The sequence below is a fragment of the Roseburia sp. AM16-25 genome, from assembly GCF_003473825.1.
Taxonomy (GTDB): Bacteria; Bacillota; Clostridia; order Lachnospirales; family Lachnospiraceae; genus Pararoseburia; species Pararoseburia lenta.
This window is the reverse complement of record NZ_QUCW01000003.1, coordinates 252,029-268,159: the sequence shown is the minus strand read 5'-3', so window position 1 is coordinate 268,159 and position 16,131 is coordinate 252,029. Positions and strand designations below refer to the sequence as shown.

Genomic DNA, 16,131 nt, shown 5'->3' with positions numbered 1-16,131 from the left:
ATTTTATAGAACTACAGTCTTGATGTAATAAACCTGATTATGATATTTATAGTAATAATTTACAGTCATACCATTTATATAGTCTGCATCTAAAAGGTATTTTGAGTATCTATATTTTGAATTTTTATCATATTCATCGTTTGTATACTGCGTCATCTGATATATCCGGCTTGTCCCATCAGCATATTGTATCTCTGCATATCCTTCGCCCAAATAGGAATTTTCTCCTTGTAAGTATGCCTCTAACACCAGTTTACAGGTCTGATTGTTTATCTCATATGACTCCTTACTTTTCAATTCTTCTGAGTTATAAATCATATTCTCGATATTTAAATCAAATTGGTCTGTCCTAATTTTATAAACTGCCCGTCCATCTATTTTTTTTACCAAACAAGCGTATGCCCCCATATTATAATGCCTTTGTATGTATGCTACTGTTGCATCTATCATATTTTCTCCAACAATATACACTTGTTCATTATCTATACATTGCTCATACGGATTTACAATAGAAAAATTGTTCATTGCTTCCGCATCCCACGGAATATAGGTTGTCGTTCCTCCCATCGCCATCGTATGCTTTTTCTTTGCTAATTTTCCTGAACGATACCATATGTCGTTTATGATTTCATCTTTTGATCCATTAACCAAGTTGCAATATAAATGTTCATCATCCTCCATCATCCCTGCGGAATAATCACTGTCTTCATTGTCATATTGAATATATTCATACGAATTCGCGATATAAGTTGTAATAAGCACACTGCAGATTGTTATGAGACCAATACATTTCTCTTTTGAACAATTTCCACAATTTTTTATAATCACCCAAAGATTGACACATACTATTGCAAATGCAACTGATATATCCACCCTCTGTTGCAAGTAGCGATTCAAAATAGCATAAAGATACCACTGGATGAGAATAAAATTTAATATTTGTGCTCCCAGAAAATACTTTTCTTTTCCTTTAATAAAGGCCAGCATCAAAAAAGAAATTAGGAACAATGGCATCCATCCATATTTGGTATATCCTGTAGTAAGTACTCGGACAAAATCTTTTTTGTCTACCATTTGCTCTTTGGTATCCTGCTGCAAAGCAACCAACTTACTTATAGATTCCACATTGAAGATCTGCGGGTCTGCAAAATTCCAGTTACTATAGTATTGCACATCCTCCTTTTGCATGCCTAACTGCTTATATACCTCTTGATTTTCTTCATAGTCAGGAAATCCATGATCCAACAACTGCCCTCGCACAGAATTATATTCTGTATAATCTTGCCATTCCGGAGTTGAATAACTATGAGTGTCTATCTGCTTTAATCCCCAAAACAAAAAAAGTGCTGTTATACCCAAACAACAAGCGCCAATAATTTTTTTGATATTTTTTTGTGTCAGCAGATAAATGAAACATATACAGATCAAAGGTAGCATCGCCCAAATAATCATAAAAAAACATGATCTTCTATACATAATGCCCATAGTCAATTGCATGAATGCAACTGCAATCTCTATTATGTTGATTTCATTGCTCATCAGGTTATCCACAACCAGTAAAATTCCCGCTACCAAAAGTATGCCAGCTACTTTTGTAAATTGTAGTTGTGTATAGAAAAAGTAGGAAAAACCTGCACCAACAAAAAGAACTATGATTTTTTTAATGACGTTCTTATTTATGTTTCGTAATAATACATACTCGATAAAAACATTGGCAAAAAAAATGCTCACGACTTCTAAAAGTGGATACCACGGAATTACCGCAGATATGTTCCATAAAAATTTCAACAAATAACCTATAACAATATTGATATAAATTAAATGTTCCTCTCCCATATTAGCAATGGTTGCCATTGACAAATCATCATTTGTTTCATATCGAATCTGAAGACACAAGAGGATAATACTTAGAAAGCAGACATTATATAGTAACGACACAATGAGATTTTTTCTATTTTCTTCTGGGCAATTCTTTCTTCCTTGTTTCTCCCAAACAGAATTATTGATGGTGAAACCACTTGCTATTATCTTTCTATTTAAACATTTTCCCATATACTTAAGACCTTTTTATTGCACTGCACCGATTTGTCAATACACCTGCATATCTTTGATAAAAGTTTTATCGTCCCACATCATATATCTCTGTAATCAGTTTTTCCCATATACCAGCCTCATTTAAAAAGTGTTCAATAATATCTCGTACTGCACCTTCCCCACCTTTAACAGGGCTAACATAATCCGCTATATTTTTAATCTCCTGGCAACTATTACATGGACAAGCAATAAATCCACACAATTGCATTGGCGCCAGATCATTTAAATCATCCCCTATATATCCAATATTTTCTCCGTTAAGATGATGTTTTTCTATAAATTCTGTTAGAAACTCCTTTTTGTTTCTAACATTCTGATACAGATAATCAACCTTCAACTCCTCCATTCGCCGCTGGGTTGCCGCACACTCTCTCCCCGTCAAAACCATTATTTCTATTCCCGATTTTTTTGCTGCAAAAAATCCAGCTGCATCCTTGGTGCAGAACTTTTTCAGTTCATTTCCGTTTTGATCATAATAAATCCCCGCATCAGTCATCGTTCCATCAACATCTATGACTAATAATTGGATTTTTCCTCCTTTACTCATAAAGCGACCTCGTTATAAAATTAACTTTCATTCCAATTCGGTGAATGGCATTGTGTACTGCCACGTTATAATTTCCTGATCTCTCTGCTGTACTTCTCAAAGATGTCTTGTAGTAATTGCGTTCTCCTTCTACATAGCCATCTGCTCCCGCTACGGCAATTTCTGATACTCCTATATCCTTTAACAATTTGATTAACATAACCATACTATTACATCCTTGATCAAACGAACTCGAAAGGACATTATAATTTAATTTAATCGCCTTTTTATCCGTTTCAATATTAGATGTTATGATAAGGTTTGCCGCAGTATCTGCTGCCTGTGAAAAACGTTTTGAATTACTAAAGAAAATATAATCCGCTTCAAAATCTTCCGGCACAAAGTTGACTGCTATCGTTACCACTTGTTCCTTTGCAATATAATCGCTTATATAATTCTTTTCAGAACGAATAGAACTTCCCGGTGCCAATACCAAAATCTTTTTTTCCCTCAAAATATGCTGTAAATATTGGAAATCCTCTTTATCATCAATTACTTGATTTTTATATTCATTATATTTTAACTCAGCATACTCTTCATCAAATGCGGTTGCCTTACTTCTATCATAGCCAGCAAGAATGTGATCCATATCTCTATGCGTCAAGTCTCCCTTTTGTAAGTAGTATTCTGCATAATTACGATGAACATTAAATCTCGCTGACAAAAAATAGGCCGGTGTATAGCCCCACTCTGTCTTACCTTTTATCGGTGCAATATACTCTTGTATGGCATCTAGTAAAAAGTCAATATCATATACCTTATCCATATACTCATTACAATAATCTGCAATCAGTTCTATCGGCAGATTTCCCGGTATTCTTCCCATCCCCATCAAACTTCCATCAATGGCAACCGGTCTTGCCAAATGCTTATCAACAAATTTTTGCGCCAAACTACAACTAAGTGCCATATTTTCATGTAAATGAAGCGCTACACGAATATTTTTGTCCAGATTATTATCGACCAAACTTACTATTCTATCTAAGTCTCTTCTTTTCATGCTTCCAAACGTATCAACGATTGAAAACTGATAAGGCTGGATTTTATTAACCTGTTCAATAATCCATAATATCTTTTCATCTGTATATCCCATAATATTAATTGGATTGATTGACAGTTTATACCCCTTATCTTTGACCGTTTGTGCAAATCCCATGCCTTCTACGATATCATAATCATGAGCCGTTACACGAATCATTTCAATTCCCGTTCCAGAATATTCACTCAGTTTATTGATGTCATAATTACTTTGCATCGCCATGGCTGTATATACAGTATTACCCGGATTTTTAGGCAACAGCCTATTTAATTCTTCAATAGTATTGCACACTGTAACATCTTCATCATAATTGTCCACATTTCGTAAGAAGCCAACCTCCACGAAGTCCATCTTCGCCTTTGTCAAAAAACGAATGATTGCCCTTGCCTGATGATATCCCCAGTGCCAATCATTAATATACCCTCCATCCCGGAGCGTACAATCTAATAACTTTAAATCATTATGCATCATATGCTTCTCTCTCACTAATTATTGTTCTAACTAATTCCAAATCTTTCGGGGTGTCTACTGATACAGTTTTATATGTTGATTGTATTGCCTTTACTGTGATTCCATTTTCTACAAACCGCATCAGATCATTTTCTTCTGCAATTTCCAAAACCGATTTGGCAGTTTCGTCATAAAATTGTAATGCTTTCTTTGAAAAAAGTTGTATACCAGTCACTTTTTCATAATCAAAATCTAATGTTCCCTTTGGATATGGGATTGGACTACGAGAGATCATTAAAACATCTCGCTTAGCATTTGTAACACATTTTTGGTTACTAAAATCAATGACTTCAGATGGTTTATCAATTATGTTAGTCAATACCGCCACATAATACTCCTTTAACTTCTCAGGAATAATTAATGAGAAACTTTCATAATTGATCAATGGCTCATCCCCCATCAACATCAAATATAGATCCGCATCAATCATCGTTGATACTTCATACAAACGTGATGTCGGTGTATCATGATCATTTCTCGTCATAACTACATTGATATGCCACTTTTCGCATTCTTTATATATCCTCTTGTCATCTGTAGCAACAACAACGTCGTAAAGATCCTTACTCTTGATGGCAGCCTGATATACCCACCAAATCATTGGTTTTCCGCAAATATCAGCCAATGGTTTCCCCGGCATTCTTCCTGATGCATATCGAGCCGGGATTACTCCTAATACTTTCATATTTATCCTCCTTACCTCTATAAATTAATGACCTCATAGAAATTTTGTGCAAACGTCTCTCCAAATTCCACTACTTCGTTATCAGTAAGTGGTTTATAATTTGAATTGCTACTCAAACTGTCCTCATATAGCCCTGCAAACGTAATAATCTTGCATTTCAAATTATACGCTTTCATATACATGATAATCGCACTTGGCGTTACTATTAAAATATCTTTTCCCTTCAAATACGATAATAATGCCTCCGCTGGGATTGCATTATCAATTTCCTGCACATTGATCTTTTCTGAGAATTCATATTTGCCGCACTCACGTGGATGCTTCTTTAAGATAATATTGCTATATTTCTTGTTAATATAATCCTCTAATTTTTTTTGATATTTGTCCGTCTCCGGCACATAATCTTCTAATGGTCGGGTAAATAACACAGCATCAGCCGCATCTAAATCATAATTTTCAAGCGCCGGATACATCCTTCTTAAGATTTCTTGAAACAGTTTCCAATCTGTTCCCTGTTCTGCATATAATTGCCGCATTTCTTTATATTTTCTATATTTCATTTTATCAGGCTGGCTGCAATATTTAATGCAGAACCTATCTGCATCAAAAGCAAACCATCCCGGACTACAATATCCCATCCTAGCCAAAATGAAGCCCTGCCACATATATGTCGAAAATAATTTTGTTTTAGGTATCCATCTAGGACGGATGCTATAGTCATTTATACCATCTTCCAATATAACGACTTCCTTCTCCTCGCCCAGTACAACACACGCCCCAGATATGATGCCCACATCTGCAATGACAACAATTTCATCATATTCCGACAAATCCACGTATTGGTTTAGCATTTTTTTACAAAAATCCTTTTGTTTTCCCAATATACAATTCACAAACATCTGAGCAACGATTACACATTTTTTCTTTGCTTCCATGACCGAAAAATCATTATCGCTCCGATAAACATGTTCAAAGATTCCAGTGTCTTCACAGAATGAATGCATATATTCCCCTCTTCCTCCATTGGGTAAACTTAATGCATCCCACTTTTTCTGTTTTCCATGATTACAATAATACCACACAAATTGATATAAATTATGCGGGTCATATATTACCGCCAAGCCCTTACTCATTTTATGCCTCTCTATTGCCCAAAAAACTTTTCCACTCTCTTTTGTAGCGCAACATATATATTACGAACATAACAAATAATACGATTAAAACAACATAACGTCCCAGTATATGATTTACCAACAATGAATAAATCGTTGCAATAACAATCAAGTACGCTATAAAACTAGCAAAAAATCTGTTCGCATACAATCTTTTTGCCTGCATATTTGCAATCATTTTCGTTATAGCAAAAATCACTCCATATGCAACAACGGTTGTATAACATGCCGCCACTGCACCAAATCGCGGGATTAACAGTACATTTAATATAATATTAATGATCGCCCCACCCAACACACTTGCTGACAACCATAGATTTTTTTTATAAAATAACAATATTTCTGTGTAAAATCGATACAGCACCATCATACAGGCGCTTAATACAAACGGAACAATATATTCATATTTCCAATAGTCTCTCGGGGCAATGATTCTTACTATTTCTGGTCCTGCCAAAATCAAGACACTTGCCAGAATAGCAATTATGACCAAATACCATTTTTGCAAAATGTACGTCTCAGATGTATCTTTCTTGTCTAATTTTCTAAATATCCATGCCTGACGCACTGGTGCTACCGCTTGGTCAACAGCCATCAAAGCGTACCCCAAATAGTAAATAACCGAATAAACCGCCGTTTCCTCTGCACCACAAAGATTGGTAATCATTACCTTATCACATTGTTGCATCAACATATATGATATTGACATGATAATTGTGGGTAATGCAATTCCTAAAGCATACTTCCAATAATCTAGGACTATAAGTTTGCCTTCACACTTCATGATTTCGATATATGCTATGGCTGCTATTACTCCAACGCCCAACACACTTCCAATAATCCTTGCTTCATATGACATATCAGGAAACACTAAAACAAAAATTAAGGCTACTAAAAATTGCAATGCATACGGTAATGCCAAAAGCCATTTTTTAGTCTTATAGTCGTTTTCCATATTGGCAGAATACATCCGATAATTAATCAGGAAAAAACCATAAGAATGCAACGCCCCCATGATGACCGTAAAACTTGAGAATTGGTGCGTTACTGCACAGCCAACTATCAAGGCGATCAGCAACATAATAACCATAATAATGGTAGATAAAATCAATACCGATTTTCGAAATTCCTTAATTTCATTCTTTTTATCTATATACGCATTATTTAAGGCATAGAAAAGGTTTGCTCCTATCAGCACCGTAAAAATTGAAACATATGCATAATAGGTACTGTAATTCCCGTAATCAGCCTGACTCATCAAGCGAGTAAAAACAATAATCCCCAGAAATGTCATGCCTTGACCAATAACAGTCGCTATAAAATACACCACAGATGCCTTTACGAATGGATTGATCTTTTTTTCTCTCAATATCTAAACCTTTCTATTACTTCAAACACTGTATTAGTCGATGTATCGACTCGAAAAATACTCTCTAAACGTATATGGGTTATCCTCTAAATCCTCTGGCAATTTTTCAGCAATATCGCACAGTTTCTTATAATCCATATCTCGTTGATCCACCTCACTATATGCTAAAATAAGTCGCAGTGGGTCTACATTCTTCTCATTACAACACTTGTAAATATCCTTAATATAACTGGAATGAAAGCCTGCGTATCCACAAATCAAATCCAGCGGATTTTGTACCTTGCCATCCGTAATATCTCGCAGTGAAACATAACCATATTCCAATAAGCGCGGGATATCTACGTCAAGATCATATCCTTTTTTCTTCAATGCCATTATCGTCATTTCTGTAGATGCATTTCCCAAACTCCGTCCCAGTCCCTGCATAGACGTATCGATCATATCGAATCCAAGATCTGCACAATATATACTATTTGAGACAGCAAGCCCTAAATTATTATGCCCGTGAAATCCCAATTTCACATTTGTTAATTTTCTTGTTTCCTCATAATAGCGTCTCAATTCATCCGGCAGCATACTGCCCGCCGAATCTACGATATACACACATTCAGCCCCTTGCTCGTGTGCCCACAATGCATTTTTTGCAAATTCTTCCGGCGATACAATATATGTCTTCATATAATTGACCATTATTATCAAGCCCAGGTTTTTTGCATGCTTGATAAATTCGCCTGCTTGTTCCGGCATATTTGCATTAACACCGATACGTACGAAATCGCACCCACCTTGCCTTGCCATATCCAAATCTTCCAGACGCGCTATACCCGGAATACAGAAAAATCCTATTTTTGATTTTCCTACAACTGACTTTGCTGCTTTTAAATACTCTTCATCCGAATGCAAAGCATAGCCATGTTCCTGAGAACTTGCATTCAGTCCCTGTCCATGCCCTATTTCTATATATTCAATATTTAATTTTTCTAATCTTGAACAAATATGCTCAACATCTTTACACGTAAATCGAAAATCAACTGCATAACTGCCATCGCGGATTGTTGTATCAAGTATTTTCATAATTTCTAAATTAATGACTCCACTACAGAAATAATATAGCGGATATCCTCCTCATCATATCTTTGATCTACAGGAAGAAATATTGTATTCTTCGTCAGATCATACTCCCATGTTTCTTTATATTTTTCATCGCCGCATTGATCCCATAAAGTTGGCACAAAAATTTTATTCTCAATCAATTCCTTTTTTATGTTTTTTCCTATGTTTAATGGATAAATATAGGGTATACTCTCTGGCTCAACGGAAATACGATTGATTTTTCTAAATCTCTCCTCATATACCTGTGCATTCATTCGCCGTCGTTGCTTTACACTTTCATAATCAATACTCTGCATGATTGCATCCGCCAAAAGAGACATTCCTTCATATCGTTCTGCAATATATTGATCCATCTTCTTTTTTCCCTGATAACAGGCATTGGTTCCTTCTTCCAGACAAGTCAATAAATATCCCGCTTGCTTGGCATTACACACAAGGCGTGGCTGACTAGCAATAACAGCGTTTGTTATAAGATAAGCCCCATCCGGAACACCAAAAAACTTTCTACATGAATATATATAATTGTCTCCTACATTGGGCTTGTGATAAAAGGAATGACAATTATCAACAATATAATGCTGCTCTGGATGCTCACTGATATACTTATCTACCTTGGTATCCATTACTCCAAAATAATCAACAATGTAAATCCAGTCTTCTTCCTCGGCTCGTTCTATGATCGGAAGTAGATTATCATCTATTGAGTAATACTCAACCTCCAAGTCATGCCTTTCAATTTCCCTACATACATTTGGGCATAAGTAAAAAGGAACGAATATTTTCTGTATATGTTCCTTTTCTATCAATATATCGATTCCTACTTTTGCCGAGTTATATTTCAGCAAATTATATTTATCTTCCGAATAATACGCTTGTCCTTGTTTTAATTCTAATGGTTGAAATCCACCATATGAACTATGCTTTCTTTTCACCATCTACTTCCTCTTCGAAATTAATCTTATCTCTGATAACATATTGTGGTGCCTGATTAAGCGCTATATATGTCTGCCCTATATACTCGCCAAATATTCCCAACATGACAAACAAAATACCAAATAGTATTAAAATCACAGCCATCATTGAACTATAACCAGCACTTATCGCCGGATCAATTAATTTGCGAACAATCGTCACTATGCCGCAAATCAGCCCCATAAATCCTACAAATAAGCCCAAAAACATCGTAACTCGTAATGGTTTCGCCGAAAAAGTTGTAAAGCCATTTAAGAAAAGTTCTACCATCTTTTTTAGGTTATATCCTGATTTGCCTCGAAGGCGTTCATTTTTCTTCACATCAACATTGCATACATTTCTTGTACTTCTCAGGATTAAACCGCCCAAATAAGGATGTGAGTTAGGATACTTGCACATCTCATCAACTACAAATCTCTTTACCAGCCAAAAGGTTGTTAAAACAACCCCCTTCGGTTTATCAATAAGCCAGGATTGCATACTTTCATTCATGAACGTTCCAAATTTTCTGAACCAAGAACGCTTTTCATGTTCAATAAACCTTGCTTCGACCGCATCATATCCTTCATCAATTTTTTCAAACAAACGCGGTAATTCTGAAAATGGCGTCTGCCCATCATCATCACCGCACACCACGTAGTCACCTTTAGCGTGATTTAATGCTGCCATTACAGCCGACGGTTGTCCAAAATTGCGTGCAAGATTGATGCCTTTAACATGTGTATTTCCAGTAGCAATCTCACATATTTTTGGGTAGGTTGTCCCATTTGGCGAGCAATCATTTACCAGAATAATCTCATATTCATATTGTGATAATTTCTGGCACATAACATCTTCTATTTGAGATACAACATCCTCTAAGGTATTTGTAGAATTGTAACACGGGATCACAAAACTCACTAATTCTCTTTTCACCCTTTTTGCTCCTCAAAAGTCACATATACATTATTCAAAATGTCTTGTGCTAATTTCTGTGCTTCATCATAGGAATCTGCCCCTACAATGAAATGCCCCGGTCTCAATCGTCCATACTTTGGATTCTCTAATCGATCTCCTTCATGGATCTCCAACTGATAATCAAGGACGTTCGCATGTTGTGCTAAATATTCTTTCCCATGTATTTTCTGTACAATTCCCTCTCCAAAATCAAAGAAGCGCATAACAACACATCGCTGTTCTGGCAAATGTAACTGATCCAGTGCCTTCTGATCAACACTCTGCCCCAATGCTTCTTTTATCAGATACTCATAATTATCAACGCCTGACATATATGGTACGATTTTCCCTGAAAGGTTGCTTCCGCCTCCCCTTGCGCCAGCCTCTATCAAATAAAACTTACCTTTATAAAATTTGTATTCTGAATGAGTCAATCCCATCGGCAGACCAATGCTTTCAACCAGTGCCTTATTCGTGTTCCGTAATAATTCATAATCATATACCGGATGACTATATGTATATGTCTGTACTTTAGAAACATTAGGATTTTCTTTATACATTTCCTTTATTGAAATACATAAAGGATAATGTGTTCCATTCACTACAAGTCCATCAATGGTAAACTCATCTCCGCCAATATATTCCTCAGCAAGAATTTCTTTTCGTCGATTTGAATATGACATTGTATCATCAAATTTATCTCTCAATTTTTTTTCGTCTGTAATTGTATAGACACCTCGACTAGATTGGCTATCAATTGGCTTTATGATAATTTTCTTGTGTTTGTTCAGCATTTCTAATGCATCATCCAGCGTTTTACAAATTTTAAAATCCGGCACTGGCAGACCTGCTTCTTTGCATCTCTGACGCATCAGTGTTTTATCTGTAAAAATATCTGCCTTGTCTGTACCGATGCCTCGTAAGCCCATTTTTTCATTTACATAAGCAACGGTTGGTACTGCTATATCACTCTGATCAGAGATCACCGCATCCGGCTGATATTTCTGCGCAATTTGAAGATTTTTTTCCTTATCTAACACATTTGCCACTTCACATGCATCCGCATAAGGAAAGGCTGGTGAATCCTCGTATAAATTAGAGCAAATAACATAATGCCCCATCTGTTTTGCCTTTTTGATAAGTTCAATTTGCCAATCTCCACCGGCTATAACCATAATTTTACTCATATAATTCCTCTCAGTTCTGATAAAATGCAGATATCAACTCAATCACTTTATCTATTTCATTCTCTTTCAAGCCATAATACATTGGTAACCTCATAAGTCTTTCACTTTCCTTGGTCGTGTACTTATCTTGTCCCACAAATTGACCAAACTTTCTGCCTGCCGGTGCACTGTGCAGCGGAATATAATGGAACACTGCTCCAACGCCATGGTTTTTTAAATACTCGATCAGTTTTGTTCTCTCTTCCAAGTCCTTCGCCTTAATATAAAACATATGTGCATTATGTATACATTCCTCCGGAACATATGGTAACTCAATATATCCCGCCTCTGCCAACGGCTTCAGCATTTCATAATACTGATTCCAACTGTTCATGCGATCATCATAAATTTCCTGCGCCTTCTCCAACTGCGCCCAGAGATATGCTGCATTGAGTTCACTTGGCAGATAAGACGAGCCTGCATCTACCCATGTATATTTATCAATCTGTCCACGGAAGAACTTGCTTCGGTTCGTTCCTTTTTCACGTACAATTTCTGCTCGGTCTATATAATCTGGATTTTTGATTAATAAAAGTCCACCTTCACCCATGCTATAATTCTTTGTTTCATGGAAACTATAACATCCAAAGTCACCAATCGTACCAAGAGCTTTCCCCTTATATGTACTCATGACACCTTGCGCTGCATCTTCTATAACCAACAAATTATGTCTACGTGCAATATCCATGATTGTATCCATTTCACAGGAAACACCTGCATAATGAACCGGTACAATTGCCCTTGTCTTTTTTGTAATTGCATCCTCAATCAATGTCTCGTCTATATTCATCGTGTCTGGTCGAATATCTACAAACTTGACTCTTGCTCCACGTAATACAAAAGCATCTGCTGTCGACACGAAAGTATACGACGGCATGATGACTTCATCTCCCGGCTGAATATCTGCCAAAATTGCTGCCATCTCCGTCGCATGTGTACAAGAAGTCGTCAGTAACGCCTTTTCTGTTCCTGTAGTATCTTCAAACCACTTTGCACATCTTTTGCAAAAAGGTCCATCACCGCATATTTTATGATTGCCAATCGCCTCGGCAATATATTTTTCTTCGTCTCCCACATGAGGCGGTACATTAAAATTAATCATAATTTTCTCTCTTTCAGGGTAAACTGACCTCATTGAAAACCAATAAGGTCATATCTACTATACTATTATTGTCGTATTTTGTCTAGTTTGAAAAAATCAGCTAACAATGGAGTTTCCATGATGTCTGATTTCCCTTTTCTAATGTAATATTCACAAAAAATAAGGAGTGCCATATCATTATGGACACACCCTATAAAAACTATCGCTTTTCAATTGTGCTTATATTATAGCATTCTCTTTCAAATTATCAACAATTTTTCGTATAAAATCATATTGTTTATGAATTACATAGCATTTCCACAATTTCTCTTTTCTGCTCCATTCTGGGATGTACGTAGCGATCCATGGTGATTTTGATAGAACTATGCCCAAGTATTTCACTGACGCATTTATAATCACCGCCATTTTCAACACACCTTGTAGCAAATGTGTGTCTGAGGCAGTGGAAATTACGGTAGGGAATTTCTAGCCTATTCAAAATCTTTTCATATATAGAAGGTACTCTTATCTACACAGACCCAATTGATGAACTGTTTCATTGTGATATTAGGGAACTACCATACCGTTCCTTACGTTTCAAATGGCTACTTTCGCTATCTTGCATCACACTTCTTTTTCTCATAATTTATCACCAATATATTTTTGGTGATAAATTATTTATGTTTACAGACATAGGATTTGATACGATTTCCATTATTCATCCCTTTGCATCCGCAGCCGCAGATAGCCATATCGGAAGCCTGAATGACTATTCCTTTCAATCGAGACTGTGTGGTGGTTTATACTCTGCTGATTTCCTATCTCAATCCAGCGCAAATATTGACCTATATTGTGCCATCAGCCCTGCTTCCCTATACATATATACTGAGCATGTATATTTCCACTATGCTTGCAGGTATTTACGGTTATCGCATTGGTAACATTTTTACTAAAAACAATATGCTATGTACCATTGCTTCAATACTTTTTGCCTACTCCGGATATATCAGTCTTTGGGGACAGCAGCCTCTTTTCGGCAGTGCTTATAGTTTAATGATTGTTTACACTTACTATTTATTAAAATGTAAGTTTGAAGATTTACGCGAGGAGTTAAAACTCCTGCTTTCTCTTTGCCTCATTTCTTGGACCGGTTATTATTTCTTATATATGGCAGGGATTTTTTCCGCACTTTACCTACTTATCTACGGATTATATAAGAAGGAAAATGCACGAACGATTGTCCGAAAACTGCTACACCTACTGCGAGCAGGGTTGCTTACTGTCTTATTGTGCGCTTTCTCTCTACTTCCTAATCTCTATACCTTTACGCAGAGTACAAGATCCACCAATATCTCTTCTAATGTCGCAGTGAATTTCCTATATGACATCAAATATTTAATCACTGACAGCGCAAGACTCTTATCTAGCAACCTTTTGCGCATTGGTAACGATTATACTGGGGCATACAATTACTATGAAGGTACAATCCTCTGGTGCTCCCTTCTGTCGATCATGATGCTGATTTCCTGTCTGTTCTTTCGGGGGAACCATAAAAAACGCATCATTTTTTGCTATGCACTTTAACGCTGCTCTTTCCGATCGTCACAAAACTCTTTACGTTTGATGCAACCAAGCAGCGCTGGACTTTTGTCTATATCATAGCGCTAATCTGCCTATGTATTTACACATTAGATGATATTACAGAACATGTCGACCATATTCCTCTCAAACGCTGGCTGCTCATCAGCGATGTGATTATTTTACTCTTACTTACACTTGTATTCGGATTTGCCGTAACCGGACAGATAGAGATTAGCAAACGTGCCTTTGTAAAGGTAATCTTTATCCTATTTTTATACAATATGGTTTTTATCGCAATGGTCAAGAAAAGCCGGCAATTTGCAGCCCTCAGTTTATTGCTCGTGGTCTGCCTTGATATTGCACTAGAGACTTATCCGATTGCTAATACCAGAACCGCCATTATCAAGGAGAACTATGAAACATCTCTGTATAATGACGGGACAAAAGAGGCTGCTGCTGACATACAAAGTAAAGACCTCGGGCTCTACTTGTATCACCATGCACTTTCCCATGACGGTTACGATAAGCTGAATCCTGAGCAGAAAGCATATGCTATGACTTCCGGCTTTTATCTGACAAAGTCTGAAAATGAGTCTGAGTTGCTCTCACAATATGCTACCATTGACACGTCTTCCCTTTGTGTAGAACAAGCTAATCTCGCATTGGAACAACTGCAAAAAGAATCCTTATATGATATATCCTATGTCGACCATGAACTAAGCGGAAAGATTAATAATACCGAGATAGCCGATGCCATGTTATGCCTCCCTATCTTTTATGATAATCGTTGGTCTACCTATATCGATGGGCAAAAAGTCACAGCATACAATATTAACGATGGTTTGACAGGCATAAGCATCAGCCCCGGTGAGCATGATGTACGTTTGGCCTACAGTGACCCTATGATATATGTCAGCATCTGCATCAGCGGGCTTGCGCTCATGGGCATGGCTCTTTATCTTCTGCTATACCGCAACGCAATTTAGTTTTTGGACGGTTGAAACAGCAGACTCCTTTTCCATCATTGACGGCGGTATACCAGCTATGGCTGACCTTGTTCGCACAGTTATAAAGGAACATAATAACCATGTGGATAATTGGATTATTACGCACCCACACCCAGATCATATGGGAGCCTTTAATCGTATCATGCAGGATGACGCCGTCTCGATCACAATCGACCATCTGTATACAGTGGAATTTCCATTAGAAGCTTATGAACAGATTGCACGTGATGTTGACGATATTGACACCTACTATACTTTTTTAGATACCACGCAAACACTGGAGGATAAGAATATATTATCTGTCGAATATCTACACGAGGGAGACACCCTGCATCTGGGAGACAGCCAGTTGAAGGTATATAGCGAATACACGCCTGAGATTATAGAACGAAATCTTGATTTGCCGAACAGTAGTTCTCTCATTTTCAAAATATCCGGGAAAAAACAAAGTATGTTATTTTTTGCTGATTTTGAAGATGCCGAATTGGCTGACAAACTGTATGAAAAATACGGACACGAACTGGACGCCACCTATATTCAATTAGGACATCACGGTAACAATGCACTTGCCCCATCCTACTATTTGAATTTGCATCCATCCGCCGTTTACGCAGATGCGCCTTATTTTTTATACACTGGGGAACAATATAAATGTAAGAATACATTAGCATATCTGAAAGATCACGATGTTGCTTGTTATACCTTCCACGGAGCACCACACCGGGTGTATGTGAGGTAACAGTATTCTTCACAAGAAGGG

15 protein-coding genes are annotated in these 16,131 nt (G+C 36.9%); 3 read left to right on the top strand and 12 right to left on the bottom strand.

What is annotated here, in order from left to right; translation table 11 throughout:
* Window positions 1-3: 3 nt before the first annotated feature.
* The 12 genes from DW183_RS08580 to DW183_RS08525 all read right to left on the bottom strand — a co-directional run bounded on the left by DW183_RS08580 (window position 4) and on the right by DW183_RS08525 (window position 13,285).
* The gene (locus DW183_RS08580) at window positions 4-2,052 is read right to left on the bottom strand and encodes a hypothetical protein (protein ID WP_118281582.1); all 2,049 of its coding nucleotides are present in this window, start codon (window positions 2,050-2,052) and stop codon (window positions 4-6) included.
* A 67-nt stretch (window positions 2,053-2,119) separates the two neighbouring features.
* Window positions 2,120-2,641, bottom strand: a complete 522-nt coding sequence (locus tag DW183_RS08575; protein WP_118281581.1) for a KdsC family phosphatase — start codon at window positions 2,639-2,641, stop codon at window positions 2,120-2,122.
* Window positions 2,634-4,190, bottom strand: a complete 1,557-nt coding sequence (locus DW183_RS08570) for an aldolase catalytic domain-containing protein (protein ID WP_243069549.1) — start codon at window positions 4,188-4,190, stop codon at window positions 2,634-2,636. Before DW183_RS08570 ends, DW183_RS08575 begins: the two co-directional genes overlap by 8 nt.
* Complete coding sequence (locus DW183_RS08565; protein ID WP_118281580.1) at window positions 4,180-4,914, bottom strand: 3-deoxy-manno-octulosonate cytidylyltransferase; 735 nt, start codon at window positions 4,912-4,914, stop codon at window positions 4,180-4,182. The genes DW183_RS08570 and DW183_RS08565 overlap by 11 nt, the downstream gene beginning before the upstream one ends.
* Window positions 4,915-4,931: 17 nt before the next feature.
* A complete protein-coding gene (locus DW183_RS08560) occupies window positions 4,932-6,047 on the bottom strand; it encodes a glycosyltransferase family 52 (RefSeq protein WP_118281579.1) in 1,116 nt (371 codons plus the stop codon).
* A 1-nt stretch (window position 6,048) separates the two neighbouring features.
* Window positions 6,049-7,455 (bottom strand): lipopolysaccharide biosynthesis protein, encoded by a 1,407-nt coding sequence (locus DW183_RS08555; protein ID WP_118281578.1) that lies wholly within the window; start codon window positions 7,453-7,455, stop codon window positions 6,049-6,051.
* A 33-nt stretch (window positions 7,456-7,488) separates the two neighbouring features.
* On the bottom strand, window positions 7,489-8,529 hold the full coding sequence (locus DW183_RS08550) for a 4-hydroxy-2-oxovalerate aldolase (protein ID WP_118281577.1): 1,041 nt from the start codon (window positions 8,527-8,529) through the stop codon (window positions 7,489-7,491).
* Between the two features lie 5 nt (window positions 8,530-8,534).
* Window positions 8,535-9,503 carry a hypothetical protein gene (locus DW183_RS08545; RefSeq protein ID WP_118281576.1) on the bottom strand — a complete coding sequence of 323 codons (969 nt, stop codon included), beginning with the start codon at window positions 9,501-9,503 and terminating at the stop codon, window positions 8,535-8,537.
* Window positions 9,484-10,455: a glycosyltransferase family 2 protein gene (locus tag DW183_RS08540; RefSeq protein WP_243069548.1), complete on the bottom strand. Its 972-nt coding sequence runs from the start codon at window positions 10,453-10,455 to the stop codon at window positions 9,484-9,486. The genes DW183_RS08545 and DW183_RS08540 overlap by 20 nt, the downstream gene beginning before the upstream one ends.
* Window positions 10,452-11,663: an ATP-grasp domain-containing protein gene (locus DW183_RS08535; protein ID WP_118281575.1), complete on the bottom strand. Its 1,212-nt coding sequence runs from the start codon at window positions 11,661-11,663 to the stop codon at window positions 10,452-10,454. Before DW183_RS08535 ends, DW183_RS08540 begins: the two co-directional genes overlap by 4 nt.
* 10 nt (window positions 11,664-11,673) lie before the next feature.
* Window positions 11,674-12,804: a dTDP-4-amino-4,6-dideoxygalactose transaminase gene (rffA, locus tag DW183_RS08530; protein WP_118281574.1), complete on the bottom strand. Its 1,131-nt coding sequence runs from the start codon at window positions 12,802-12,804 to the stop codon at window positions 11,674-11,676.
* 277 nt (window positions 12,805-13,081) lie between these two features.
* Window positions 13,082-13,285 (bottom strand): tyrosine-type recombinase/integrase, encoded by a 204-nt coding sequence (locus DW183_RS08525; protein ID WP_330416379.1) that lies wholly within the window; start codon window positions 13,283-13,285, stop codon window positions 13,082-13,084.
* Between the two features lie 263 nt (window positions 13,286-13,548).
* Between DW183_RS08525 and DW183_RS08520 the strand changes: the two genes are divergently transcribed.
* From DW183_RS08520 to DW183_RS08510, 3 genes are read left to right on the top strand one after another with little or no spacing between them, the layout of a single operon-like run.
* Entirely contained in the window at window positions 13,549-14,367 is an 819-nt protein-coding gene (locus tag DW183_RS08520) for a YfhO family protein (RefSeq protein WP_118281572.1), read from the top strand.
* On the top strand, window positions 14,352-15,350 hold the full coding sequence (locus tag DW183_RS08515; RefSeq protein WP_118281571.1) for a YfhO family protein: 999 nt from the start codon (window positions 14,352-14,354) through the stop codon (window positions 15,348-15,350). The genes DW183_RS08520 and DW183_RS08515 overlap by 16 nt, the downstream gene beginning before the upstream one ends.
* Complete coding sequence (locus tag DW183_RS08510) at window positions 15,274-16,110, top strand: MBL fold metallo-hydrolase (protein WP_118281570.1); 837 nt, start codon at window positions 15,274-15,276, stop codon at window positions 16,108-16,110. Before DW183_RS08515 ends, DW183_RS08510 begins: the two co-directional genes overlap by 77 nt.
* Window positions 16,111-16,131 lie beyond the last annotated feature (21 nt).